Genomic DNA, 26,912 nt, shown 5'->3' on the forward strand with positions numbered 1-26,912 from the left:
TTTTGATCATAAGTTTAAACTATCATTAATACGAAAAAGGTGATTCAACAAGCGATTCACACGTTTTTGCAACTTTGTATAAAGGCATCAATACCTGAAACACCGCTTCACACTTCTTAATGAATTGTTCACTAGATAACGTGATGACGTCATTTTTAGGTAATGTCACACCGCAAAGAAGTTCTGATTTCTTTATTGTGCCTAATCGTTCTATCATCTTCTGAAGTTGACTTTTATTCATATCACCATGGTGGATGACAGTGGGTTTTGTATGATCCACGGACCAACTAAAATGATCTGGGATATGCTTATAAAGGTCATCAATTTGTTCATTTAGTCTATTAGAAAATGAAACTTTAATCGGTGATTCGTAAATAACAGCAAACCAAACAAATACGTGAGTTTCCCACAAACCAATTTGAAAATGAGGGAGCTTTTTATACCCTCTACGATTATTTGCAAACGCAACCCAAGTATCTTCTGGTGGATTGACCGTTCTTCTTGCATGTTTAGCTATATGTGGAATCATCTCGTCACCTGTACTATTCGAGAGGAAGGGGGCTATCTCGTCTGCTAATTGTTGAAATTTAGGTTGTATAAGATTTTGAATAGCCGTCATTCTAGGCTCAAGTCCTTGGATCGAAAAAACATTAAAATCCAGTTCACTAAAAGTTTTAAAACTCGTTGGCAATCTTGACACTCCTTAAAAAGCTGCATGATGGATCAAATATGTGTTTAATGCTAAAGTTTGGAAACTTTAGTAGGTTCCTTTGGATAATGTAAATAACAGCTTCACTCTATTTTATCCGTCAATTTATTTTCATAAACAACACGAACATGTTTAATGTATGTGAAATAACTTCAACATATGATATCCAATGTTGGCTTTAGCGTTAACAATATTCTTCATTGATATCATAACAGAAAAAAAGAAATATGCATCTATTTTAGAAAAATGTTTAATGATCACAAAACAAAGGGAATAAACGTAACAAGTCATTCAATAGTTGTTGCATAACACCTCAAACCATCATAGTATGTTACATAAACCCTTTGATATGTCAGAAGATTTAGTTAGATGTGGATCGATCCATCTAATGGAAAATATATTATTAAAAGGATGTGTAGGTTACCATGAAGCAGGTCATTCAAACATTAAAACGAAATGATGCTGAGAAAAGAATTCCAGTGGTAAAGTTAGAAATTGATTATGAATTGGCAACACTACACCATGCAATATTAACCAAAAATGATAAAGAAATTACTCGTTGCAAAGCTAGACTCGAGAAATTAAGACAAGAAATGATTCAGTTAGAAGCTTAAAAGCCTTCCTTAGGGGAGGTTTTTTATTGGGGACGACGTATACATAAAAAATTTTTAACGTTTAATAATTGAATAAAAGGGGATAACAATAAATAATAATAATACCCCTTTTAACATAGGAATGACCAATATATAAGATGTAAAAAATAATCGTATGTTATGTTTTTTTAATTTAACTATTAATTCATTGTATAATGTGTTATAATTTTGTAGTTTAGTGTAACGATGAGGAGAGTTAATATAATATGACCAAACTGAGAAACGAATTACGAAATATTGCTATTATTGCACACGTTGACCATGGTAAAACAACTCTTGTTGATAAGTTGTTAATGCAATCTGGAACTTTTCGCGATAATCAGCATGTAAATGAAAGAGCAATGGACTCAAATGATATTGAGAGAGAACGCGGGATTACGATCTTAGCTAAGAATACGAGTTTACGTTATAAGGACTCTAAAATAAATATCGTAGACACCCCTGGGCACGCTGATTTTGGCGGCGAAGTTGAACGTATTATGAAAATGGTAGATGGCGTTCTACTTCTTGTTGATGCATATGAAGGTTGTATGCCGCAAACACGCTTTGTATTAAAAAAAGCTTTAGAACAAAAATTAAAACCAATTGTTGTGGTGAATAAAATCGATAAACCAATGGCACGCCCCGAAGCGGTTATTGATGAAGTAATCGATTTATTTATTGATCTTGGCGCTGATGAAGATCAACTTGAATTTCCAGTTGTCTATACATCAGCGATTAATGGAGTGGCTGGTCTTGATCCAGAACATGTTGATCAAGATATGACCGTCGTTTTTGATACGATTCTTGAACATGTTCCAGCACCTGTTGATAATCGTGATGAAAGTCTTCAGTTTCAAGTGACCATGCTCGATTATAACGACTATGTTGGACGTATAGGAATTGGACGGATTTACAGAGGGAAAATTAAAGTTGGTGACCAAGCTGCACTTGTTAAAGCAGATGGATCGGTTGAAAACTTTAGAGTCACAAAATTATTTGGCTATTTTGCTTTGAAACGTGTTGAAATCGAGGAAGCTGTGGCCGGAGATATTATAGCCATCACAGGTGTTGAAGATATTAATATAGGAGATACCATTAATAATGTTAATGATATTGATCCTCTTCCAGTGTTAAAAATTGATGAACCAACCTTGCAAATGACCTTCGTTGTTAATACAAGCCCGTTTGCAGGTCGGGAAGGTAAATATATTACAAGTCGTAAATTAGATGAAAGACTTAAAGCTGAGATGGAACGCGATGTTAGTTTGAAAGTGGAAAATACCGAGTCTCCAGATCAATGGATCGTTGCAGGTCGTGGAGAATTACACTTATCTATTCTTATTGAAAACATGCGCCGTGAAGGTTATGAACTTGCCGTATCTAAACCACAGGTTATTATTAAAGAAATTGATGGCAAGCAATGCGAACCATACGAGCATGTCCAAATTGACGTCCCTGAAGAACATGTTGGGTCAGTCATTGAATCGTTAGGTAAGCGTAAAGCTGAGCTTTTGAACATGGAACAACAAGAAGGCGGACAAAGCCGTCTTGAATTTATGATCCCATCACGTGGACTTATTGGGTATCGTCGTGATTTCTTAACTGAAACTCGAGGATATGGGATTATGAACCACAGTTTTGATCACTTCGCTCCAATGGTGAAAGAAATTATAGGTGGACGCCGTCAAGGTGTACTTGTAGCCATGGAAACAGGTCAAACAACAGCGTATGCCTTAGGCCAACTGGAAGACCGTGGCGTCATGTTTATTGATCCCGGTACTCAAGTGTACGAAGGTATGATTGTTGGTGAACATAACCGTGAAAATGATTTAACCGTTAATGTTACAAAAGCCAAACAACAAACCAACGTGCGGTCATCTAATAAAGATCAAACGACAACATTAAAAACATCAAGAAAGCTTTCACTAGAAGATTCACTTGCTTATTTGAATGATGATGAGTATTGTGAAATTACGCCAGAAAATGTTAGAATGCGTAAAAAAATTCTTAATAAAGCAGAACGTGAACGTGCAGGAAAAAGAAATAAAATTACTAAATAAAGATAAATAAAAAAGCCATGCTATTTTATAGCATGGCTTTTTTAAGTGTTTTTCTTAAATAACGAGTAAGAAAGAGGGTATTAATTTTTAGACTAGACAAACTATCTTGGGGATCGTTACATATTTTTATGTGAATTCATTTTGATTTTTTGTTCAATGAAGGTAAATGTAGAGTGAATTTGCCTGTTGCCCATCTTTCACGCGTTCTTTCACCTATTCGGGTATAACATTCATCGCAAGTATAGGTATGGATCGGGCGATTTCTTAATCTTTTAGCAAGAGGTGAATCATCATCTAACATCACTATTTTTTCACATATAATACATTTTACACGCATAATGGCAGCTGCAATAAGTCCATTAGACCTTTGCAGAAGTCACCTCTTTTCTTTAAAATTTTCACACTAAGAAGTGATTAAAAAGGGACGTGACCTCATTATACCATTTAATGTATGGTTTCTCATGTTTTAGCCATACGTAGAGTTAATAGATGAAGGAAATGGAACAAATGATGGGATCATACAAATAGTATCCTGGTTTCGCTAATAATCCATGGGACAAAAGAACCCCATGGATTTAAGTCTCGCTCTATGATTGGTGTATTTCTTTTTTTTGCTGTTCTTTGATTTTTTCTTTTTGATCATGATTTTCAGGTTGTTGATGCTGCTTTTCTTTTTGGGCAGGTACTTGATGATTATTTTGTTTTTGGTTTAATTTACTTGGTTTATTTTGATTCTGATGGTCTTTTACATTCTTCGTAAATTCTGGTATAACTCTCTCGACAACATCGGCTAATTCATTTGCTATTCCTGAAATAGGGCGTCCTTTTTTGAAGGCTTGACCGATTTCATTTAGACGTTCAATAACATCAGGATTGCTCGTTATAACAGCATTTGCTCCATATGGATCATTTTTTATGGCTTGTGAAACGGTGTATTTTACAGTACCTACACGGGTTCGATCAAGGTGTTTGTCTAATGTTAAACCTACAACGGCATATTTCCCGACAATTACAGCGGTGGCTCCTTTTACATCAGGGGTTTGTTCAGCAAGGTGGACAAGTCTTCGAGCTATATCCTGGTTAGACAGTTTTTTAGAAGGATAGTCAATGCTTTGGTTCATTTGATATACTTTAGATTGATTTGTCGAATCTCTCTTAGAGAAATCTTGTTCTTCTGTCTGTGAATGAAATGAACACCCTGAAACGATCGCTAGACTTAGAAAAAAAATGAAGGTGATTTTTATTTTCATAATAACTATTCCTTTCAGGTCATGCGCTGTAGACCGTATAGTTAGAAAAAAGTAATTTAAGAATCCCATTTATCCCGCATGAACGGCGAGCATTGAACCCCACACCTCAAGTTCATGAGGGTAAACGAGCATTCTTAGGTGGGGGATTACTGCCCGTAAAAGCCAACTAACAATCAGTGAGGATCAAGTAACCCCCCACAGATCGAAGTTTCATGCTGTTACACCTTAATATAACCTTTCCTTTATAGGGATATTCTATATAGAGAAATCTAAACAGGATAAATGTCCCAACTGAATCAAACTTGTGAATAAATCTTGATTTTTCTCGTAGTTAAAGGTAAGATGAATTTAACTTGGTGATTGAGATGGAGGGGATCAAATGTCTACTGAAATGGCAGCAGGCCACCGTGAAATAGCTTTTAAATTACTTAAAGCTGATGCACATAAGATCCTAAAACTTATTGAAGTCCAAATGGAAAACCTAACCATGCCTCAATGTCCTCTTTACGAGGAAGTTTTGGACACGCAGATGTTTGGCCTTTCAAGAGAAATTGATTTTGCTGTTAGATTAGGTCTCATTCAAGCCGAAGAGGGAAGAGAATTACTTGAATCGTTAGAAAGGCAATTATCAGCACTACATGAGGCTTCAACGAAAAATAAATAAATAAGGCTCAAACTATCTTCCTTCTATGATTGATGGTTTGGGTTTTTTTGTATCAATGAAGGCTTACAGTTGATTTATTTAGGATAGGGGCTTGAAGTTTTATACATAATCAAACTGTTATCCAATGAATGGATAACACGTTTCATTTGTCCCGATTGGACGGACGATAGGCCCTCACGAAAAGGATGACGTGAACTCTAAGAGTTTAGGTGAGGGTAACGGTCAGTAACAGCCCGATTGGTTTAACGATCAATCAGATGGGGATAGAAGAACCCTGCTGACTGAAGTTTCATTTTATCTAATTTAATAGATGACTAGGTGATCACCATGTTAAAGAAATTATTTCGTCATTATGACTATTCATTAATTGTAACAATCTGCATGTTGTTAGGTCTTGGCTTGATTATGGTTTATAGTGCAAGTATGGTTGTCGCAGTATCAAGATATGAGCTCCCAAGCGCTTATTTTTTTCAAAGACAATTGATTTGGAGTTGTTTAGGAATTTTTGCCGGTTTAGTGGGCATGATTATTCCATATAAAGTTTATATGAAATTCGTTAAACCCATCACGGTTATCACCATATTTCTCCTGATCTTATTATTTGTGGTGGGTCATACGTCGAATAATGCTCAATCCTGGTTTACACTCGGTGGGTTTAATATTCAGCCTTCTGAATTGGCAAAACTGACCGTTATTGTTTATTTAGCTTCCGTTTTTGCAAAAAAACAAGCCTTTATATCTAATTTTAAAACATCTGTATTACCACCATTAATTCTTATTTGTATCATTTTTATCCTTGTTGAAGCACAACCTGATTTGGGGACAGCCATGATTATTGCTGGAGTAGCTGGAACCATTATTATTTGTTCGGGGATTCGTGCTAAACACGTTATTACACTGCTTATATTGTCATTAATCGCCGTAACTTTAATGTTTACGTTTATGATTTCAAATGTGCAATCTGATCGTTTTCAGGCTGCTTATGATCCGTTTTCTATCCAACAAGGTGCAGGAAAACAATTGGTGAATTCTTATATTGCTATTGCTTCAGGAGGATTTACCGGTAAGGGATTAGGTCAGAGTATTGAAAAAGCAGGTTTTCTACCTGAGCCTCATACAGACTTCATCATTGCTATTATCGGAGAAGAATTAGGATTTATTGGGATCCTATTTGTCATTATCTGTCTAGCATATCTCGTCTTAAAGGGCATTGTTATAGCCATTCGATGTAAAGATGTTTTTGGAAGTTTACTGGCTATTGGGGTGTCATCTTTAATTGCGATTCAAACTTTTGTTAATTTAGGGGCGGCGACAGGATTACTACCCATTACGGGTGTTACCTTACCTTTTATTAGTTATGGAGGTTCCTCCCTTGTCATGTTATTATTTACTATGGGAGTACTTATAAATATCTCAGCTTTTGTCAACATAAAACGATCACATCAAGCAAATCAGGGGGAGAAAGAGAATGCAATTGAGACCCATTAAGAAACTAATGGTTGCGAACAGAGGTGAAATTGCGATTCGTGTATTTAGAGCCTGTAATGAATTACAGATTCGTACCGTCGCAATCTATTCGAAAGAGGATTCTGCTTCATACCACCGTTATAAAGCGGATGAAGCTTATCTTGTTGGAGAAGGAAAGAAACCGATTGATGCTTATTTAGACATTGAAGGCATTGTAAAACTTGCAAAAGATCACGATGTCGATGCGATTCATCCTGGCTATGGTTTTTTGTCAGAAAATGCCGACTTTGCTCGGCGTTGTGAAGAGGAAAATATTATTTTTGTTGGACCAAAACATCAGCATTTGATCACTTTTGGCGATAAATCAAAAGCTAGAACAGCAGCCATAGAAGCAGGTATTCCAGTCATACCAGGAAGTGAAGGAACGGTTTCTAGTGTTGAAGAAGTACGTGCTTTTGCCGATGCACACCGATATCCAATAATCATTAAAGCAGCACTCGGCGGCGGTGGTCGTGGAATGCGTATCGTTCGCAATGAAGGTGAACTTGAAGAGGCTTATAATAGAGCCAAATCTGAAGCGAAACAAACGTTTGGTCAAGATGATGTTTATGTTGAAAAATATATCGAAAATCCTAGACACATTGAAGTTCAAATCTTGGCCGATCAAAATGGAGACACCGTTCATTTGTTTGAAAGGGATTGTTCTGTACAACGTCGTCATCAAAAAGTCGTTGAAGTAGCTCCAAGCCGTTCTTTGGATGAAAAGGTAAGACAAGCAATCTGTGACTCAGCTGTTAAATTAATGAAAAGTGTGAACTATTTAAATGCAGGAACGGTTGAATTTCTTGTATCAAGTAACGGAGAGTTTTTCTTTATTGAAGTCAACCCACGTGTTCAAGTAGAACACACAATAACAGAAATGATTACAGGAATTGACATTGTCCAATCACAAATATTAATTGCAAAAGGATACGGATTGCATGAAAATCCAATTCTTATACCCGAACAAAAAGACATCAATTGGTACGGTTATGCGATTCAATGCCGTGTAACAACAGAAGATCCAAGTAATAATTTCATGCCGGATACCGGAAAAATTATGGCCTATCGTAGTGGTGGAGGTTTTGGAGTACGATTGGATGCAGGAAATGCTTTCCAAGGATCAGTTATTACACCTCACTATGATTCACTCTTAGTTAAATTATCAACTCAAGGACTAACTTTTGAAAAAGCAGCGGCAAAAATGCTACGTAATCTCAAAGAATTTCGGATACGAGGCGTAAAAACAAATATTGCTTTCTTGGAAAATGTGGTTAAACACAAAGCATTTTTAGAAGGAAAAGTAACGACGTCATTCATTGATTCAACACCTGAATTATTTGTGTTTAGAAAAAGTCTCAATCGTGACACAAAAATATTAGATTATATTGCTCATACAACGATAAACGGCTACCCTGGTATTGAAAAAACAAAGAAAGCCGTTTTTGAAACTCCTAAGGTTCCGATTTTAGATGGTGAACCCGTACAAGCGGGCACTAAACAAATTCTGGATACTGTTGGACCTGATGGAGTTGTCGAATGGGTCAAAAAGCAGAAGAAAGTTTTGCTAACTGATACGACATTCCGTGACGCACATCAGAGCCTACTCGCTACTCGTGTTAGAACCCATGATTTACTCAAAGTAGCAGATCAAACGGCTCATATGCTTCCTCATCTTTTCTCAAGCGAAGTTTGGGGTGGAGCAACTTTTGATACGGCGCTTCGTTTTCTAATGGAAGATCCTTGGGAGAGACTACGAAAATTACGCAAAAAAATGCCAAATGTTTTATTCCAAATGTTGCTTAGAGGTTCAAATGCCGTAGGCTATAAAAACTATCCGGATAATTTAATTAAAGCTTTTGTAAAACAGGCAGCTGAAAGTGGCGTAGATGTTTTCCGCGTGTTTGATAGTTTAAATTGGATAGAAGGCATGAAACTTGCCATTGAAGCCGTACGTGAAAATAATAAGATTGCTGAAGCAACCATTTGTTATACAGGTGATATTTTAGATCCATCAAAAACCAAATATGACCTCAACTATTACAAAGAATTAGCTAAAAATTTAGAATCCGCAGGTGCTCATATTCTTGGAATTAAAGATATGGCGGGTCTCTTAAAACCAGAATCTGCTTATGCACTGATTTCAGCTTTGAAAGAAACGATCGATATTCCGATCCACCTTCATACACATGATACAAGTGGTAATGGTATTTTTACTTATGCGAAAGCCATTGAAGCCGGCGTTGACATTGTGGATGTTGCGATCGAAGCATTATCAGGTCTAACTTCGCAACCTAGTGCGAATGCTCTTTATTATGCTCTGCAATATAATGACAGACAGCCTAATATATCGATCGACGCATTGGAAGAATTAAGTCATTACTGGGAAAGTGTTCGTAAATTTTATGCACCTTTTGAAAGTGGATTAAAATCCACTAATTCTGAAATTTATAAATATGAAATGCCAGGTGGGCAATATAGTAATCTAAGACAACAAGCCCAGTCAGTTGGCCTTGGTGAAAAATTTGATCAAGTCAAAGACATGTATCGTCGTGTAAATGATATGTTTGGGAATATTGTTAAAGTCACTCCTTCTTCTAAAGTCGTAGGTGATATGGCTCTTTACATGGTTCAAAATAATTTAACAGAAGAAGATATTTATAATAAAGGTGAGACCCTTGATTTTCCTGACTCTGTCATCTCGTTCTTTAAAGGTGATTTAGGGCAACCGTATCAAGGTTTTCCAAAAAAATTACAAGAAATTATCTTAAAAGGAAAACCAGCATTAACAGATCGTCCAGGTAAACATTTAGAACCAGTTAATTTTGATAAAATTAAAGATGATCTAGAAAAAGAATTTAAAGAGTCGTTTTCTAACGAAGATGTGTTATCTGCTGCTCTTTATCCAAAAGTATTCCAGGATTACTTAAATTTCAAAGAAACGTATGGAGAACTTTCAATTCTTGACACACCAACCTTTTTCTATGGGTTAAGGATTGGTGAAGAAATCGAAGTCTTCATTAGTAAAGGCAAAACAATTGTTGTGAAACTTGTATCAGTAAGTCAACCTCAGCCTGATGGAACTCGGATTGTCTATTTTGAGTTAAACGGCCAACCACGTGAAGTGATTGCGAAAGACTTAAGTATTGAAACTTCCGTAGTGTCGCATCCGAAAGCAGATAAAAATAATCCAAAACAATTAGGCGCTTCGATGCCTGGAACGGTATTAAAAGTACTGGTTGAAGAAGGGCAAAAAGTGAAAAAAGGCGATCATCTTCTTATTGCCGAAGCGATGAAAATGGAGACAACGGTTCAAGCACCAATGGATGGTGTGATCCAACGAATTAGTGTTAGAGAAACAGATGTTATACAGCCAGGAGATTTACTAATTGAATTAAGTTAATCAAATAACAAAAACCTTCATCACAATTGATGAAGGTTTTTGTTTATCCCGCCTTAATTGCAAATAAAGAACCCCACCTTAAGATTGTGAGTATTCATAGAAGATAGGTGGGGGATCAACTGCCCGTAAAGGTCGATTGGTTCAAGCTAACCATTGGTGGGGGATGAAGAAAATCCCCACTGATGGAGGTTTCACTTTATAAATAAAGATAAATGCAGCTGCAAGAAAAACGACACTCCAATAGACGAAAATTGGAGTGTCGTTTGATGTTATTTTGTATGTTTTCGTAATGTTACCATCGTAAGTCCAACGAGTATTCCAAAGAAGCATGTGACAAAAAATGCATGCAGTAATAAAAATACGAGCATCATGTTGGTTTGTATGATGAAAATACCAGAGAGTGCTTGTAAGAATACAAAAATAATGGCAATGAGCAACCCAATGGATAGTAAAGGAATGTCTTTATGTTTTTTTAGTAAATAGATAAGAGTCCCTATTAACCAAATGACAAGAATCAGAGCGAGAACTCTGTGTAGATATTGAATGCCCGCCCTGGATACGATGGGTGGTATCCATTCTCCGTTGCACCTCGGAAAATCTGTACAGCCCAAACTGGAATCGGTGTGTCTTACAAAGGCTCCAGAATAGACCAATATATAGGTATATATGCCAAGGAGAACAAAGTTCCATTTAACGCCTTTTGATAGATCAAAAGATATGCGTCCCGTTTTCCAATAGGTTTTCTCAAAGACAACGATCGTAATCAGTAAAACACTCGCAAAGGAAAGAAGCGAAATACCGAAATGAAGGGCTAATACATAGGATGATTGACTCCAAATAACGGCCGCCGCCCCAAGCAATGCTTGGAGAACAAGAAAAAAGACAGATGAGACAGCTAATATACGTGTTTCTTTTGATCGCCATTTAAACCAAACCCAAACAGCTTGAATAACGACAGCAATTCCTGTTATCCCAGTAACATATCGATGACTTACCTCTATTATCGTATGTTTTTGGGCCTCGGTTGGGATCATTTCCCCATTGCAAAGCGGCCAAGAGGATCCACAACCTGCCTGAGATCCAGTATTCGTCACTAATGCTCCCATTAGTACTACGATTAAAATCATGATAGTGGCAAATACACTTAAATAACGCCAAATACGATTCATATGTAACGTCCTTTCTATAAGTAGTTGCATCGTTTTGGTATTCAATTGTGACTAATTGGTTGTACATCTCTATTTTACAGATGAAAGCTCATAAAGTCATGGTACCATTATAAGACTTTTTCTAGTAAACAACGAAAACAGAACAAATTCAATTAATTAACGTGAAACATTATACAAATTTATAAGGATTCGTTATAATATATTAGTGCGCCCATATATAGTAATCTTTTAATCATAACATATTAATAATAAAGAAATTCGATAGAATATGCAAAAAGAAAGACATTTTTTTATCTATTTTGTGAACAAAGTAAGAACATAAAATGTGGTTCGATAAATCGTGCTAGTCGTTTTTTATGTGAGCTAAGAAAATTTCATGCATCTAAAAAAATGAAAGATGTATGATAGATGGATCCTGAGAGAATACTCATAGTTTATAAGAATAGATCCTCTGCGGGAAGATAAAATGGAAAAGGCGGTATGAAAATGGTAAAAGCAATTTCCTCCATTCAAGACACGGAAAAATTGGTTCAAGAGGAAGGAAAACCGACACTCAAAGATTTTATAACGACATTTAAAATGGGCATCGTCAATTCGAATCTTATCACAACCTTCGCGGGATTATGGCTAGGATTACAATACACGAATGAAGGTTTCTTTGATCGATTGGATTCGATTATTTTTGTTTTACTTGGAACAGCCTTTATTATAGCAGGCGGCTGCGCTCTAAATAATTATATAGACCGAGATATTGATTTATTAATGGAAAGGACGAAAGAAAGACCATCCGCAACGGGGCAGATACCTGGCAAACAAGTATTATGGGTTGGGTTACTATTATCACTCATCGGTGTTATTTGGTTGACATTATCTTCTTACACGGCCGCTTTTTTTGGACTAATAGGCTTATTTGTTTATGTTGTCATTTATACTTGGTGGTTAAAAAGAACGCATTCGATGAACACCATTGTAGGTTCAATATCAGGGGCCATGCCGCCACTGATTGGCTGGGCAGCAATTGACCCTTCTTTAGGAACCATGACGCCGTGGCTCATGTTTCTCATTATGTTTTTATGGCAACCACCTCATTTTTTAGCTCTTGCTATGAAACGAACTGAAGAATATCGGGTAGCAGGTATTCCTATGTTACCTGTTGTTGCAGGTTTCGAAATGACAAAACGACAAATCATTATCTATGTTTCTGTATTACTTCCTGTATCACTGGTCTTGTATCCACTTGGTGTACTTTATACTGTTTGTGCCGTTTTATTAGGTGTGGGGTGGTTAGTTTTGGGCATTACAGGTTTATATAAAAAGGATGAAAAAACAACGTTGAAATGGGCAAAAGCGATGTTTGTTTTTTCCCTTAATTATATGGTCGTTCTTTTTGTTGCTATGATTGTCTCAGTACTCATATAAAGTGAGACGTGTATCAGTGGGTTTTCTTCATTCCCCTCTGATTGTAAACCTGAACCAATCAGATTCATGCGAGAGTTACCCCCACCTAAGAATGTTCGTTTACACTCGGTACCTTGAGACGGGGGATCAAGACTCACCGTTAATGAGGGGTAAGATAATACACTTTATGAAAAAGTCATCGAATATGATGGCTTTTTTATATGTGCGAATAGGTTATTAGTAAGTCATTCAGGCTAAATAATCATATAAATGGTTAGACTGATAGCTAGACTTTGACAGGCATAAAGGAGGTCTAGCATATCTAATGAACGTTAAGTCTTTCGTTTATCATTTTTGTCTAATAAGTTTAGCTTTCATGATCCTAATAATCAGTTACTTTATCACTAATCATTCTTTGAATAAAAGTCAATCGTCAGTGGCAGCAATTGGTAAATCAAAAAATGAGAAACAATTACAATCAATGGAAGTTAGTCATCTTTCTCCTTTAAAATACGAGGAAAGAAAAATGTTTCTAAAAATAAACAAGGAAAGAAAATTGAAGCATATTCCACGTCTTCAAATGGATTTCGACCTATCTAGATTAGCCAGATTAAGAGCCGAACAAATTAAGCTAGGAAAAACAATACAACCGATTCAATCAGAGTGGATTATCACACACACGCATCACAATCGTGTTTTTGAATTGATAAAAAAGGAAAGTTTGTCTGAAACAACTAATAGACTATATCATAATTGGGTTTCAAAAAAAGCGGGTTATTTTTTAAACCATGATGTTAATGGAACTGTAGGGATTGGTTATGCCGCAAACATAAAAACAAATCAAACCATATGGGTCATTGTCATGGTAGAAAAATAGTTATGAGCGATATGTAAGGCATGACCTAAATTTTTCATTTAGTCTCAAGGGATATTCATTTTATATAGAGAAGAACGTTGGTATAATGAATGATGAAAGGGAGTGTGTGTTCTGCGTAAAACAAGCTTTATGATATTTTTTATTGCGATTATTGTCTTTGTACTGACTTTTGCTTTTACATTAATAGGACCACCAACGAATCAAAAAGCAGATAATAATCATTCCGTAGAGATTACAACACCAACTCAATCAACATTCAAGGTTCCTAATAACGGAATATTTTCATATATGGGAAAGTCAAAAAAAGAAATAATCGAGAAATTTGGAGAACCAGAACGTATAGATCCGACAAATGAGGGATATCAATGGTTTATATATGGACGAGGATCTGAGAAATATATTCAAATAGGGATCGATAATAAATCGGAACGTGTGACATCGATTTACGCTTTAGGAAAACAATTAAAAACAGATCCTTTTATTATAGAAAAGAAGTCGAGAGATATTTATAAAAAGGTCCCGCTATCTGATACCGTTTCGCTTAACTATAAAGGTACAAAAATTGATTTTGAGTTTAATGAAGATGACCTTATGGTTCGACCTTTAATTAAATTCGGGAAATATTGGGTTCAATTAAATTTTGATCATATGACAGATCGATTAGTTGGTGTACGATATATGACGGATGAAGTTTTAGTTCGACAAAGACCTTATTCACTAACTTATATTGGTGGTAGTTTACCAGATCCATTGAAATTATCAGACGATGAATGGGATGCAGTGAACCAATCTGAAGCCATTGAGATATTTGATATCTCGAACATCTTGCGAACAAGATATAGCGTTAAACCACTAGATTGGAATAAATCGGCTTCAGATGCAGCATATAAACATAGCCAAGAAATGAAAGAAAAAAACTATTTCTCCCATGATTCAAAATGGTCCGGCGATTTGGCAAAAAGGTTACAAAAAGAGAAAGTTCAATTTCAACTAGCTGGGGAGAATATTGCCGCAAAATACCCAGACGGGGTAGCAGTTGTCATTGGATGGCTAAACAGTGAAGATCATCGAAAAAATTTATTGAATGAGGAGTTTACTGAATTAGGAGTCGGTGTATATAAAGACAACTATACACAAGATTTTGTAACGCCATTTTCTAACTAACATTTAACGATAAAGGCTCCAATAAATTGGTGCCTTTTTAATTTTGTTAACAAAAGTAGACAGAATAATAAATAAAAATGAAATGAATATACAAAATTTTATTAAATTAGGGGAACCATTTTGATTATCAATATTATGATAATAATAGAAGTTAGTAAAGGTCAGGAAGGGGTGTAACGGATGAGTGAACAACGAACCAATGATGCCATTAAGGCCTTTAAAACATTTTTGCGAAAACATCCCGAGATGGTAAAAAAAATAAAAGAGCAAGGTAAATCTTGGAATGACATTTTTGACGAATGGGTTCTATTTGGTGAAGACTCAGAAATCTGGGATGAATATGGCATAAAGAGGAAAGATGTAAAAAAAGATACAGGTACACATAAGAATTTTTCTTTTGATAAAGTCATTTCATTTATTAATCATATAGACACCAAAGATTGGGAAAATAGACTTGAAACACTCAATGGGGCTTTAACAAGTATTCAAGGGATTATTGGCCAATTTCAACCTCAACAAAGAAATAACAACCAACAGAATGGGACCAATGCAAATGGTAATGAAAATCATCAAACCATGACAGAAACAAGACCTCAGATTCCATTCCGTTTTAGAAGGGATTAAAAGATGAGAAGAGATATCCAATATTATCTTACTTCAGCTCCAGAAATAAAACGATATGTTAGAATGAATCCCGAATGGTATATAAAGCTCAGTCGGTATCCCAATGAATATCCTAGATTAGTGAAAGAAGCAAATGAGTATTATGGCCGAACCTTCGCAAAAAGAATGGATACATTCAATGAGCGAGTAAGTTTTCTTTCGATGCTTATGGATATGGTCATGTCTATGCAGGATAATCAACAAGAATCGGATAAGTCGTCGAATGAGGATAACTAATATACAGATTCTAAAACCGCGTCAAACCGCTTCAAACCGCTTCTAAATAATCCAAAGTAGGAGAAGTAGGGTGGGGAAGTAAGAAGGCAAATGGACCGATGAGCATCTAAGTTTCAGACATTGTCAAAGGGTAACAGGATAGTGTATGATTAGTCTATGAAAGACTGATAAATGGAGGTGGAGTTATGTTTGCTTCAATGGAAACCATATCCGTCTTAGACGACACTGAACAATTGGCAAACATGTTAAAAGACTCTGATGTTTTCCATGACTACCTAACTTGTAAAGAACGCATGGCAAAAGATGCTCAATCTCAAGCCCTAATTCATAATTTTTTAAAAACGAAAGAGAAATATGACGAGGTGCAGCGTTTTGGTCGTTACCACCCAGATTATAAGTCGGTTATACAAGAAATGATGGAAGTCAAACGAAACTTAGATTTGAATGAGACAGTGGCTGCTTATAAGGAAGCAGAAGAAAAAGTACAGGATTTACTCAATTCAATAAGTGTACAAATAGCACGAGCTGTATCCGAGTCAATCATGGTACCTACCGGTGACCCATTTTTTGATAAACAATGTGCTGGAGGTTGTAGTACAGGAGGATCATGCGGTTGTCATTAATATTGGAGTCTTTCGGGTGTGTTCTGATGGACACCCCCTTTTTTTGTTAGAGTAAACACAAAAGAACGGAGTGTTAATCTCAGGGCAAATCGCTAAATAGGATAAAATTAATAGTGAACGACAAACCTATTGAGTGGATGACTTTTTTTAAAACCCCTCTAGTTTGGATACTTCACTAGATAAAATAAAACAGCTATTAGAAAAGAGATTCGAAATAAGATTGATCTATCTATTTTCTATGAATCACCTTTTGATTAAGGAGAAAAAGAATGAAAACTGAAAGAATTGGACTAGTTGTATGGATCACTCATCTCAAGTATATACGATATTTAAGACGGTATGGACACGTCCATTATATATCGGATCGCATGCGTTATGTGATGCTCTATTGCGATGCTGTCAATGAAGAAGAAATTAGACAAGAATTAAAAAAAGCGAAATATGTGAAACGTATTGATAAATCGCACCTGCAAGAATTGAAAACAAGCTATGAAAAAAAGAAGAACACTGGAAAAAATAGCGGGAAAGAATCAGCTTATCTTCCTTTATAACATTTGTTCACAATAGAAAAAAACCTGCAGGATACCCTGCAGGTTGTCTAAATTCATACATAGTTGTATGTCAGACAAATGGGAGAGGAGAAACCAGCGGAACACTTATGGGGAAACGTAAGCCTCCGCGGTTGGAACAACATCGTTTGATTGATGTTGTCTTGAAATAGTATTAACATGATTTTATGGAACTATACGTTAAAAGATAAGATTAAAAAGTCATATTGATGTGTACGACTAAATTAGATGACATAAAATAAAGTGTAACTTCAATCAGTGGGGGGTTCTTCATCCTCTACTGATTGAAAGCCTGAACCAATTGGGCTCATGTGGGTAGTTACCCCCACTTAGAAATACTTGATTACACTCATTACCTTGAAGGTGGGGGTATACTCGCCGTTATAAATGACGTATTGAATGATTATACAATAATAAGGATGATGAAAGTGAGAGTTATCTCAGGCGAGGCAAGAGGAAGGTCACTAAAAGCAGTTAAAGGCAATCAAACGAGACCAACAACCGATAAGGTCAAGGAATCGATTTTTAATATGATTGGACCATATTTTGACGGGGGAATGGTCCTTGACTTGTATAGCGGAAGTGGTGGGTTAGGTATTGAGGCACTAAGTAGGGGAATGGAATTCGCTGTTTTTATTGACCGGTCAAAACAGGCTTTTGATGTTATACAAGAAAATATCCATCTCTGTCGTTATGAGTCTAAATCAGAAATATATCGAAATGATGTTTCTAAGGCCATCTTTTTGCTTGCAAAACAAGAACGCCAATTTAATCTTATTTTTATGGATCCACCATATGCCGATCAACAAATAAAAAAGGATATTCAAGCCTTAATAAAAGGGAATTTGTTTAAGTATGATTCACTTATTGTTATTGAACATGAAACATCAATATCCTTGCCTGATTCATTTGAGGGGCATTTAAATCTCTGGAAAAGAAAGGAATATCACGGAAAAACGGCCGTCTCAATCTATGTTTTTGAGTCTGGGAAGGAGAAACTAAGTGAGTAGAATAGCGGTTTATCCAGGGAGTTTTGACCCGGTTACATATGGACATTTAGATATTATTCAGCGAGGGGCAACGGTGTTTGATCATATTGTCGTTGCTGTTCTGAATAATTCTAGAAAAACCCCCTTGTTTACATTTGAGGAACGGGTAGCCTTATTAAAGGAAACGACAAAACATATACCAAATGTTAGTGTGGATTCATTTAATGGTTTACTGGTCGATTATGTTAAAGAAAAAAACTTAAGAATTATTTTACGTGGATTACGAGCCATATCTGATTTTGAGTATGAGCTGCAAATTTCGGCTATTAATAAGCATTTAGATCCAAATATCGAAACTTTTTTTATGATGACAAATAACAAATATTCGTTTATTAGTTCAAGTATGATTAAGGAAACAGCAAAATATCATGGTAATGTTAAAGAACTTGTTCCCGAACCTGTTGAAAAAGCCTTATTAGAGAAATACAAATCCCCGCATTAATATAGCGGGGTTATTTATTTAGATGGATCTTTGTCCGTAAGAGAATAAAAATGATTAAAGTAATTAATGTAAACAGTGAACCAGCCTGTAGAACATGGTCCGAGACTTGAATTAAAGTGGTTTGAGTTGCACTTAAAACATCTAATGTGGGAATGAAAGATGGTTCACTTTCATTAACTTCAAAGAAGTGAAAGAGAATAAAAGCAAAGATGCCACTAGAGAGGGCGTGAATAAGACGTCCAATCAAAAACGGCTTAGCGCTCAAATTGGCTTCAGATAAAATACTCATCACTTGGGCTTGAATTGAAAATCCACAAAAACCGAGAATCATACTCACTAATATCACTTTTTGAATGAGTGGGCCTGACACTTCACTAATTTGTCGGGCTCCAATGGTTATTTCGAATAAGCCTGGTATGATCGCCTTACCAAATTCAGGTGAAAAATGAATCAAATGAAGCCCATTATGTAAGATCAGTTGAATAACACTATCCCAATGAATTTGCATAAGCATCTGATTCAGTACCGAAAATAGAATAATAAATCCGCCGATCATTAATAATGTTGTCACTGAATTATGAACAGCGTCACCGAGTAATTTTCCAAACGGTTTTTGCTGGCGAAGGCGCTCTTCATGCATCGTTTGAAAGGCTTTGAATAGAATAAATGTTTTTTTGGTTGAACTTCTCGTTTCTGTCGTCTCTTCGTTCGATTTATAAAATCGCATGAAAAATCCAACAATAAGATTGCCAAGATAGTGAGAAAGGGCAAAGATGATACCAAGGGATGCTTGATGAAAGAAACCAGTGGCTATCACACCAAAAATGAAGAGTGGATTTGAAAAGTTAGTAAAACTCGCCAGTCTCTCAGCTTCGGTTTTGGTTAATTTCTTTTCCTCGTAAAGTCGGGTGCTAATTTTGGCTCCAGCTGGAAAGCCAGAGACAATCCCCATAACAAAAACAAACCCACCTACCCCAGGAATTCGGAATAAAGGTCTCATAATGGGCTCAAAGAGAACACCCATAAAGGAGACGAGACCAAAAGCTATCATTAATTCACTAAGGATAAAGAAAGGCATAAGTGAAGGAAAGACGACATCCCACCACAATTTAAGTCCACGAATAGAAGCATCGAGTGAAACTTGTGGATACGTGATCATGGTACCTGCAAGACCAAATGCACAAATAGCAAGTATATATGTTTTGAACACTGATTTCTTCAATTGCTAGAATGACTCCCTTCTATGTAGACTAAAAGACGAACTTTGAAAATCTTGTCCATACAATATGGTATGCTAGGGTATATGAATTAGACCTCATTTGAATTGTTACAAAATCGACCAAAATAACGTCAAAAAATTTAGACATAACATAGATGGATACTAAGTAGGTATATACTTATCTTATGAATGTTTGATTGGAGGATGCTGATGAGATTAAGAAAACGAAATAGCATGTACTTGGGGCTAATTATTGTTGTGATCCTAGCTCTATTTTTGAATTTTTATAAAACACCTTATTTTATTCAATCCCCAGGCTCAGCTCAATCGATTAAATCCTTGGCTGTCGTTGAGGATGGTCAAAAGGTTAATGGTGATTTCATGTTAGTCTACATTCTTGTTGGAGAGGCTAATATATACCAATACTTGTGGGCTAAATATGATCATAATAAGTACACAACATTGGTCAAACAAAACCAAGTCATGATGCCAGATGAAACAAATGAAGAATATAACCTTAGGGCAAAAAATGATATGATGGGGGCTCAAAAAGCGGCTACCTATATAGCCTATAAAAAAGCTAATCTAGATCCAAAAGTGACTTTTCAAGGTGTACAAATTATTGATGTTATATCATCCATGCCAGCCTCGAAAGTCCTAAAGCCGGGCGACATTATAATTGGTATGGAAGGAAAGAATATACAAAGTATTTCAGATATCCAGCCCTTACTGAAAAATAGGCGTCCTGGTGAATTGATTCATATTAATTTAATACGACATGGAAAAGAACGAAACGTTACAGCTAAAATAGGGACTTTTCCTAAAACCAAATTTTATACCAATGGAAAAACACGCTATGGATTAGGTATTACGCAGAGTACCAAACTATCTATTCATGTTAAACCTAAAATCAAATTCAATATTAAAAATATAGGCGGTCCATCAGCAGGTCTTATGATGGCGCTCAATATTTACGATCAATTAACGAAACGAGATTTGGCCAAGGGCTATAAAATTGCGGGTACAGGAACCATAGAAATGGATGGCTCTGTAGGTCCAATTGGCGGCATTGAAGAAAAAATCGTTGGGGCAGATAAATCAGGAGCAGATATATTTTTAGCGCCAACGGCACAAAACGAATATGAGGATGCCGAGAAAACAGCAAAAGATATAGGGTCAAAAATGAAGGTTATTCCGGTAGGAACGTTTGATGATGCCATTCACTACTTATCGAAATTAAAGAAAAAGTAAATCAAGTCGCTTACTTAATTTAAGTAAGCGACGGTTAAGGTTTAAAGAAAACGTTGGTTTTCTTGGTCGTAGCGAAGAGGTTTTGATTTTTTTTCTGAGTAAGATGTTTTCATGTCATAGATATCCGCAGATCTAATATCAATTCTCAGTAAGTCTTCAAACGATTTTTTTACATTGGATATTAAAGGAACCGAGAATGAGTCCTTTTTATATCGCAGATAACGTTGCCCCTGTAATGATATTCCCAGCAATCGAAGATAGGGGGGATGTGGTTTTGCTAAAAAAGACTTCATTTTTTGCTTTGATACATTTACTAGTATATGGCAACAATATCTTTGTAATCTTGTCCAAGTGTATCGCTTTGTCTTCATTAAACTGACAAATGAGATAAAGTCATTGGTTTCTTTGATGGCTTTCATGGCACGAAATTCAAGGCCTTCTTCTGATTCATAGATAGAGGCTAATTCCTCCGTGGATGATGACATTAACCGATATTTCAATAATGGAAAAAAATCATTCCAACCCAAAATTTGGTTCTGATTAACGGCTCTCATCAATATTTTATAAGATTCATTTGGCATCTTGTCTGCAATAGATTTAAAATCATCTCCATTCATTAATGCGTTGCGAATGCTGGTTCCACTCGCAAATCCAGTATGAGTATGTGGGGATTGGTCATGGTGTTGTGCGCCTTTTCTTAATATCGTATGGGCATTGATAGAACTATGATGTTCCTGTATGACTTTGACATAATGAAGTCCAAGAATATTATTGGGTTCTGATAAGTCAAGAAGCTTCGTTTCATTTTTATGAGTTAAATCGTAAGCCAATGAATAAGCTTTCGGATAACTATATCCCTGTTGTAATTTTTCTTGAACAAGAAGATCGAGCTTACTTTTTTCATTGCGTAAATGTCGAGCGGTATGATAAAAAGAAGCTATGTCACCTGATTCACTACCGAAATAAAGATCTGTTATTCCACATTCTGAGAGGATAGAGATGGCGCCTTGTGCAAAAAGATTCGCATGTCCTACTGCATAGTGATATGGTAGTTCTAGGACAAGATCGATTCCTGCGGTTAAAGCCATTTCTGTTCGCAGCCATTTAGATACGATGGATGGTTCACCGCGTTGAAGAAAATTCCCACTCATAACCGCAATGATGATGTCTGGTTTTTCTATTTTGCGAATCCTCTGAATAAGGTATTGATGACCATTATGCATTGGATTGAACTCAACAATGATACCTGCTATTTTCATTTGAATATATCACCTTCTTTTTCTGCACACTAAGTTTGTATGATTTGAATACTGTCTAATCTTGTCTATCACCTGTAAATACTATAAAAGGTTTAACTAAGTGACATGGATTGATTTGATCACCTTGGATTAGTCGTTAAGCATATAAATGTATTACATCAATATGATGCGTTATATTGACATTTAGTAGTACAAAGTCTATAATAACATTTGTTGTCTAGGAGTGGTAATGATGGCTTTAAAATGGACATTATCGGATTTATTGAAAAATAAAGAAGAAGGATACGTTGTAGATGAAACTGTACAATTACCTTTAGACTTATTTCATGTGGATCCGGAAATAAGACAGCTTTCTCCTATACATGTTCATGGGTATGTGGAGTTTATGCGACATTCGATAACATTTCATCTTACCATTGATGGAACGATGGTTTTACCATGTGCGATAACGTTAGAAGATGTTGATTACCCATTTCATATCCGGACATCTGAAACGTTCTTGTTGTCACCAAATTATCGTGATGAAGAACTCGATGAAGATGATCTTGTTCATACGATTGAAGACGATGAAATCAATTTAACACCATATATTGTTGAAGCGATTTTAGTTGAAAAACCAATGCGTATTGTGAGTGAAAGCGCTGAGAAACGGGCCAATCCATCAGGAGAAGGTTGGGATCTCGTCTCTGAAAATGAACAGAAAAAAATGATTGACCCACGGCTTGAAAAACTGAAAAAGTTTTTTGACGAATAAATTGTCTTAGAGGAGGTGTGAACCCATGGCAGTACCTAAAAGAAGAACATCTACTACAAGAAAAAACAAACGTCGTACACATTTTAAATTGAATGTACCAGGTATGGTAAAATGCGATAATTGTGGAGAATACAAACTTGCACACCGTGTATGCCCAGAATGTGGCTCATACAAAGGTGAAGAAGTTATTGAAAAATAATAGTCTGTTTTAAAAAGAGTGGGGATTTATTTCCTTGCTCTTTTTTTTATTATAGAAATTTAACATATCTCCAAAAAAATTAAAACACATCACCTAAGCTAAGTGAACTGTCCCCACGTCCATCTTCTATCCCCCATTTATTATTACTAGAATAATAAGTCTATCTTAGCGATTATCGGCATAAGATAAAGAAAAATAGTATGTAGGCTTTTAAACTAATAAAATTACGATGCGTGTCGAAGCCATGTTCAAAAAAATAAAGAGGATTGGGGGAATTAGATGTCAATAATCAGACAGGATGCCTGGTCATCGGATGAAGACTTAACATTGGCAAAAACCGTGTTAAGTCACATCCGAGAAGGTAGCACTCAGTTAGCTGCATTTGAAGAAGTTGGGAAAAGTTTATCACGAACACCTGCAGCTTGTGGTTTTAGATGGAACTCTCTGGTACGAAAAAAATACGAAAATGAGATTGCACAGGCTAAAGCAAAACGAAAAGAATTAAAAAGGGAATCAAAAATATCTCAAGATGACGATCTGGATGAGGCACTACATAGCCCAAGTGAAGAGATTGTGAATGAACTAGAATTTACAGAAATTAATTTAGAAAAAGTGATTCATTTCTTAATTGAATTAAAATCTGAGTTACCTGAACTTATGAGTAAGAATGAGTTAGTTTTATTAAAAAATGAACTGGAACGATTAAGTCAAAAGAAAGAAACATTAGAGAACTCCTATCGAAAACTTGAAACTGAGTATAAGACGATTAAAAGAAACTATGAAATATTTATTCAACTCGTTGATAGAGCAAAAGAGAATATTCAATTTGATAAAATCCAAGATGATGCTTTGCGATATAGCCTCCACTTAGATTCTCAAAAGGTAAAAAAGTAAATTATGGAAGAGTCAGGTCCCTCAAAACTTAGTTGAGGGATTTTTTTATTTCTCTTGAACTGAAAAACCCATTATGCAAAACTTAGTAAACGGGAGGATAATTATAGGAAATGAGTGGTTTAATGACGGTATACTTTTACTATCTGTTTTTTTAGAAGCTTTTCCATTCAAATAAGCCATGATATGATATATTCAACTTTTTTGGTTTACCTATGACAAAAGTTATATAATCAAATAATGGACCTATTAATTCGAACATGTTTCCATGAGCAGTCTTTTTGGGGTTTGAGTCATATTTTGATATACTCATTTTGAAAAACATTGAAAAATGGACTTGATTTAGTGACTTAGAATATAAAGAAATGCAACAGTTATATTGATTTACAAATCTATTTGATGTTGTAATACATAGGTTTAATTTAAAATTGTTAATAGCGGTTGTTCAAAAAGCCACCAAATGATAAGCTACGAATCTCGGCGTTGGCTAGTTTTTCCGGTCCTCATGTAGCAACAACCTACATTCCGGTCCTCAAAACGGCGCCGCCTTGATCTTCTTGCTTCTAATTCGTCGTCTTTTTGAACACACATTAATATGAAATATGTTTTTAGAGAGGAAGTAACGGATGAACGTGAGAACAATTGAAAATCCTCCCTCATCAAAATTAGTTGAAGATTACACTCAGGAGAAGGATCACACACATTGTTATTTTGACTATCAATATAAAGATCAAGAATCGTATCAACAACGTCTAAATGATATTCAACATCGAGATTATCAGAGAGAAGAGCTTTCATTGATTCTCACTGAATTTAATCAAAAATACACAGATGACCGAGCTGTCTTTCATAATATTGAGAAACTAAGACATTCTGAGACGGTCGTTGTCGTAGGTGGGCAACAACCAGGATTGTTAACCGGTCCAGCTCTCACGATACATAAGTGTTTATCAATTATTAAACTGGCTAAACAGCAAGAAATTGAGTTAGGTATACCTGTCATTCCACTATTTTGGATTGCTGGGGAGGACCATGATTTTGATGAAATAAATCATCTCTTTTCAGTTAAAGATCAAAAAATAAAAAAATACATCTATCGCAATCAGTCTGGAAATAAAACGTCCGTTTCTAAGCTTCCACTTGATCAAGAGGCTTTATCAAGTTGGATAGAAGACGTTTTTGAATCATTTGGTGAAACGGAATATACGAAATCTCTTCTTGAGATAGTACAAAGTTACAGGGAACGCTCGACGAGTGTGGTCGATTTCTTTGCCTTTCTTATCCATCATTTATTTTCATCTTATGGTCTAATCTTAATGAATTCAGCAGATCCGAAAGTTCGTCAAATAGAAAAATCCTATTTTAGGAGCATTTTTCAAAAAAGGTCGGAAATTAATAAAGGTGTACTTTCTCAGTTACGACATTTGAAAGAAGCTGGTTACCAGATTAATCTCGACCAAGCAGAAGGTAATATCAATCTTTTTTATGAATGGGATAGAAAAAGAGAGCTTTTGAGTGAATCAGAGGGAATCTTACATGACAAGCATTATTCTTTTAATCTCGAGCCAAAGCATTTTGAAGAGATGATTGAGGAGCATCCAGAACGAATCAGTAATAATGTTGTCACGCGTCCATTAATGCAAGAATTATTGCTACCTACGCTTGCCTTTGTTGCTGGGCCGGGGGAAATTGCCTATTGGTCATCCCTTAGACCTGCTTTTCATGCCTTGGATTTGACCATGCCGCCCATTGTACCGAGAGTTCATATTACCCTTCTGCCACGTGATATAAAAAAGTGGATTGAGACAAAACAACTTAGCTTAGAAGATATATGCTCAGGCAAGATGAGTGATCTATCAAATGAATGGCTTAAAAGTCAGCATTCATGGGATGTCGATCAAATAATTAATCAGTTTCGTCATACATTAATCGAAGCACATAAACCTGTCAGTGAATTAGCATTAGAAATTAGTCAAGGGTTGAAATCTTTTTCAGAAAAAAATCTGGCTTATTTTAATTACCACATAGATCGAATGAAAATCGAAATGAATAAAAAAATTGAAACAGCTTACCGTGTTGAGCTTAATCGGTTTAAGGAGATTGAACTTGCACTGTACCCTAACTCAGCACCACAAGAAAGAACGTATTCGATTTTTTATTATTTGAACCAATATGGTTTAGATTTAATAAAGATTCTCATGGAGCACGATTACTCTAACAATGGAAAACAACACGTAGTAGAATTATAATGTTACCCGATATAAAAAAATAATTTAAAAAATCCTGTCTTACGGCAGGATTTTTTTTTTGTGGAACGAATAAGTAAAAGGTAAGTGGAGAAAAGTGGGGCAATGTGGTAGAGTTAGGGTAGAAAGAGGAGGCAATGTCCATGTTTATGGGTGAGTTTCAACACAACATAGACGAAAAGGGCAGGCTGATCATACCCTCAAAGTTTCGCGAAGAGCTAGGTGATCGATTTGTGATGACAAGAGGGTTAGATCAGTGTGTTTTTGTCTACCCTCAAAATGAATGGAAACAAATTGAGAAAAAGCTTGAAGCATTGCCATTTACAAAGAAAGATGCAAGAGCGTTTACCCGTTTTTTCTTTTCAGGTGCAAGTGAGTGTGCATTTGATAAACAAGGTAGAGCCACTTTAACAGCTACTTTGCGAGACTATGCAAAATTAGAAAAAGAATGTATTGTGATTGGTGTTTCCAATCGAATTGAAATTTGGAGTCAAGAGAATTGGAAAACCTACTATGAAGAATCTGAAGCTTCATTTAGTGAAATATCGGAAAGTCTACTAGATTTTGATTTTTAAACCGTCATTTCACAACATGAAAGGCTCATATAGTTAGTGACGGATTTCCGCCATTAAAGATTTTTCTCTAAAACATACCGGAACTTACAATACTTTTAGA

Annotated in this window: 27 protein-coding genes; 20 read left to right on the top strand and 7 right to left on the bottom strand. The window is 35.8% G+C overall.

The window, feature by feature from the left end:
• Positions 1 to 25: 25 nt before the first annotated feature.
• Positions 26 to 691: a YktB family protein gene (locus GMB86_RS08160; protein WP_155218568.1), complete on the bottom strand. Its 666-nt coding sequence runs from the start codon at positions 689 to 691 to the stop codon at positions 26 to 28.
• A 443-nt stretch (positions 692 to 1,134) separates the two neighbouring features.
• On the opposite strand from GMB86_RS08160, the gene GMB86_RS08165 reads away from it, so the two are divergent.
• Positions 1,135 to 1,323, top strand: coding sequence for a hypothetical protein (locus tag GMB86_RS08165; protein WP_155218570.1), 189 nt, complete (start codon positions 1,135 to 1,137; stop codon positions 1,321 to 1,323).
• 245 nt (positions 1,324 to 1,568) lie between these two features.
• A complete protein-coding gene (gene typA, locus GMB86_RS08170; RefSeq protein ID WP_155218572.1) occupies positions 1,569 to 3,404 on the top strand; it encodes a translational GTPase TypA in 1,836 nt (611 codons plus the stop codon).
• A 136-nt stretch (positions 3,405 to 3,540) separates the two neighbouring features.
• Here the strand turns inward: typA and GMB86_RS08175 are convergent, their stop codons facing one another.
• Positions 3,541 to 3,741 carry a YlaI family protein gene (locus tag GMB86_RS08175; protein WP_155218574.1) on the bottom strand — a complete coding sequence of 67 codons (201 nt, stop codon included), beginning with the start codon at positions 3,739 to 3,741 and terminating at the stop codon, positions 3,541 to 3,543.
• Positions 3,742 to 3,991: 250 nt separating this feature from the next.
• The gene (locus GMB86_RS08180; RefSeq protein WP_196220164.1) at positions 3,992 to 4,654 is read right to left on the bottom strand and encodes a YhcN/YlaJ family sporulation lipoprotein; all 663 of its coding nucleotides are present in this window, start codon (positions 4,652 to 4,654) and stop codon (positions 3,992 to 3,994) included.
• Positions 4,655 to 5,033: 379 nt separating this feature from the next.
• Here GMB86_RS08180 and GMB86_RS08185 point away from each other — a divergent pair, with 379 nt between their 5' ends.
• From GMB86_RS08185 to pyc, 3 genes are all read left to right on the top strand, one after another.
• Complete coding sequence (locus GMB86_RS08185; RefSeq protein WP_155218578.1) at positions 5,034 to 5,318, top strand: YlaN family protein; 285 nt, start codon at positions 5,034 to 5,036, stop codon at positions 5,316 to 5,318.
• A gap of 327 nt (positions 5,319 to 5,645) precedes the next feature.
• Positions 5,646 to 6,806 (top strand): putative lipid II flippase FtsW, encoded by a 1,161-nt coding sequence (ftsW, locus tag GMB86_RS08190; protein WP_155218580.1) that lies wholly within the window; start codon positions 5,646 to 5,648, stop codon positions 6,804 to 6,806.
• Positions 6,787 to 10,227 (top strand): pyruvate carboxylase, encoded by a 3,441-nt coding sequence (gene pyc / locus GMB86_RS08195; protein WP_155218582.1) that lies wholly within the window; start codon positions 6,787 to 6,789, stop codon positions 10,225 to 10,227. The genes ftsW and pyc overlap by 20 nt, the downstream gene beginning before the upstream one ends.
• 269 nt (positions 10,228 to 10,496) lie before the next feature.
• Here pyc and GMB86_RS08200 read toward each other — a convergent pair whose 3' ends face one another.
• A complete protein-coding gene (locus tag GMB86_RS08200) occupies positions 10,497 to 11,441 on the bottom strand; it encodes a COX15/CtaA family protein (RefSeq protein ID WP_230459049.1) in 945 nt (314 codons plus the stop codon).
• A gap of 441 nt (positions 11,442 to 11,882) precedes the next feature.
• Here GMB86_RS08200 and cyoE point away from each other — a divergent pair, with 441 nt between their 5' ends.
• The 9 genes from cyoE (at position 11,883) to coaD (ending at position 18,418) form a co-directional block, all read left to right on the top strand.
• A complete protein-coding gene (gene cyoE / locus GMB86_RS08205) occupies positions 11,883 to 12,815 on the top strand; it encodes a heme o synthase (RefSeq protein WP_155218586.1) in 933 nt (310 codons plus the stop codon).
• A gap of 394 nt (positions 12,816 to 13,209) precedes the next feature.
• Complete coding sequence (locus GMB86_RS08210) at positions 13,210 to 13,671, top strand: hypothetical protein (protein ID WP_196220165.1); 462 nt, start codon at positions 13,210 to 13,212, stop codon at positions 13,669 to 13,671.
• 129 nt (positions 13,672 to 13,800) lie between these two features.
• On the top strand, positions 13,801 to 14,835 hold the full coding sequence (locus GMB86_RS08215; protein WP_155218677.1) for a CAP domain-containing protein: 1,035 nt from the start codon (positions 13,801 to 13,803) through the stop codon (positions 14,833 to 14,835).
• Positions 14,836 to 15,015: 180 nt separating this feature from the next.
• Positions 15,016 to 15,459, top strand: coding sequence for a spore coat protein YlbD (gene ylbD / locus GMB86_RS08220; protein WP_155218590.1), 444 nt, complete (start codon positions 15,016 to 15,018; stop codon positions 15,457 to 15,459).
• A 3-nt stretch (positions 15,460 to 15,462) separates the two neighbouring features.
• On the top strand, positions 15,463 to 15,735 hold the full coding sequence (locus tag GMB86_RS08225; protein ID WP_155218592.1) for a YlbE-like family protein: 273 nt from the start codon (positions 15,463 to 15,465) through the stop codon (positions 15,733 to 15,735).
• Positions 15,736 to 15,920: 185 nt separating this feature from the next.
• Positions 15,921 to 16,358, top strand: coding sequence for a YlbF family regulator (locus tag GMB86_RS08230; RefSeq protein ID WP_155218594.1), 438 nt, complete (start codon positions 15,921 to 15,923; stop codon positions 16,356 to 16,358).
• A 269-nt stretch (positions 16,359 to 16,627) separates the two neighbouring features.
• A complete protein-coding gene (locus GMB86_RS08235; RefSeq protein WP_155218596.1) occupies positions 16,628 to 16,909 on the top strand; it encodes a YlbG family protein in 282 nt (93 codons plus the stop codon).
• Between the two features lie 446 nt (positions 16,910 to 17,355).
• Entirely contained in the window at positions 17,356 to 17,937 is a 582-nt protein-coding gene (gene rsmD, locus GMB86_RS08240; RefSeq protein WP_329602827.1) for a 16S rRNA (guanine(966)-N(2))-methyltransferase RsmD, read from the top strand.
• Positions 17,930 to 18,418: a pantetheine-phosphate adenylyltransferase gene (gene coaD, locus GMB86_RS08245; protein ID WP_329602828.1), complete on the top strand. Its 489-nt coding sequence runs from the start codon at positions 17,930 to 17,932 to the stop codon at positions 18,416 to 18,418. The genes rsmD and coaD overlap by 8 nt, the downstream gene beginning before the upstream one ends.
• 10 nt (positions 18,419 to 18,428) lie before the next feature.
• On the opposite strand, the gene ylbJ is transcribed toward coaD, so the two are convergent.
• On the bottom strand, positions 18,429 to 19,628 hold the full coding sequence (ylbJ, locus tag GMB86_RS08250; protein ID WP_329602829.1) for a sporulation integral membrane protein YlbJ: 1,200 nt from the start codon (positions 19,626 to 19,628) through the stop codon (positions 18,429 to 18,431).
• Between the two features lie 219 nt (positions 19,629 to 19,847).
• Between ylbJ and GMB86_RS08255 the strand changes: the two genes are divergently transcribed.
• On the top strand, positions 19,848 to 20,888 hold the full coding sequence (locus GMB86_RS08255) for a SepM family pheromone-processing serine protease (RefSeq protein WP_155218600.1): 1,041 nt from the start codon (positions 19,848 to 19,850) through the stop codon (positions 20,886 to 20,888).
• A 41-nt stretch (positions 20,889 to 20,929) separates the two neighbouring features.
• Here GMB86_RS08255 and GMB86_RS08260 read toward each other — a convergent pair whose 3' ends face one another.
• Positions 20,930 to 22,147 carry a nucleotidyltransferase gene (locus GMB86_RS08260; RefSeq protein WP_155218602.1) on the bottom strand — a complete coding sequence of 406 codons (1,218 nt, stop codon included), beginning with the start codon at positions 22,145 to 22,147 and terminating at the stop codon, positions 20,930 to 20,932.
• Positions 22,148 to 22,379: 232 nt separating this feature from the next.
• Between GMB86_RS08260 and GMB86_RS08265 the strand changes: the two genes are divergently transcribed.
• The 3 genes from GMB86_RS08265 (at position 22,380) to GMB86_RS08275 (ending at position 23,994) form a co-directional block, all read left to right on the top strand.
• On the top strand, positions 22,380 to 22,901 hold the full coding sequence (locus tag GMB86_RS08265; RefSeq protein ID WP_155218604.1) for a YceD family protein: 522 nt from the start codon (positions 22,380 to 22,382) through the stop codon (positions 22,899 to 22,901).
• A gap of 25 nt (positions 22,902 to 22,926) precedes the next feature.
• Positions 22,927 to 23,100: a 50S ribosomal protein L32 gene (gene rpmF, locus GMB86_RS08270; protein ID WP_141189185.1), complete on the top strand. Its 174-nt coding sequence runs from the start codon at positions 22,927 to 22,929 to the stop codon at positions 23,098 to 23,100.
• Between the two features lie 279 nt (positions 23,101 to 23,379).
• Complete coding sequence (locus tag GMB86_RS08275; RefSeq protein ID WP_155218606.1) at positions 23,380 to 23,994, top strand: RsfA family transcriptional regulator; 615 nt, start codon at positions 23,380 to 23,382, stop codon at positions 23,992 to 23,994.
• A gap of 465 nt (positions 23,995 to 24,459) precedes the next feature.
• On the opposite strand, the gene GMB86_RS15750 is transcribed toward GMB86_RS08275, so the two are convergent.
• Positions 24,460 to 24,633, bottom strand: a complete 174-nt coding sequence (locus tag GMB86_RS15750) for a hypothetical protein (protein WP_230459050.1) — start codon at positions 24,631 to 24,633, stop codon at positions 24,460 to 24,462.
• Between GMB86_RS15750 and bshC the strand changes: the two genes are divergently transcribed.
• Positions 24,618 to 26,240: a bacillithiol biosynthesis cysteine-adding enzyme BshC gene (bshC, locus tag GMB86_RS08280; RefSeq protein WP_155218608.1), complete on the top strand. Its 1,623-nt coding sequence runs from the start codon at positions 24,618 to 24,620 to the stop codon at positions 26,238 to 26,240. The genes GMB86_RS15750 and bshC overlap by 16 nt on opposite strands.
• Positions 26,241 to 26,380: 140 nt before the next feature.
• The gene (mraZ, locus tag GMB86_RS08285; RefSeq protein ID WP_155218610.1) at positions 26,381 to 26,812 is read left to right on the top strand and encodes a division/cell wall cluster transcriptional repressor MraZ; all 432 of its coding nucleotides are present in this window, start codon (positions 26,381 to 26,383) and stop codon (positions 26,810 to 26,812) included.
• Positions 26,813 to 26,912: the final 100 nt, after the last annotated feature.

Origin of the sequence: Terrilactibacillus tamarindi, from assembly GCF_009718825.1 — a bacterium.
GTDB lineage: Bacteria > Bacillota > Bacilli > Bacillales > Sporolactobacillaceae > Terrilactibacillus > Terrilactibacillus tamarindi.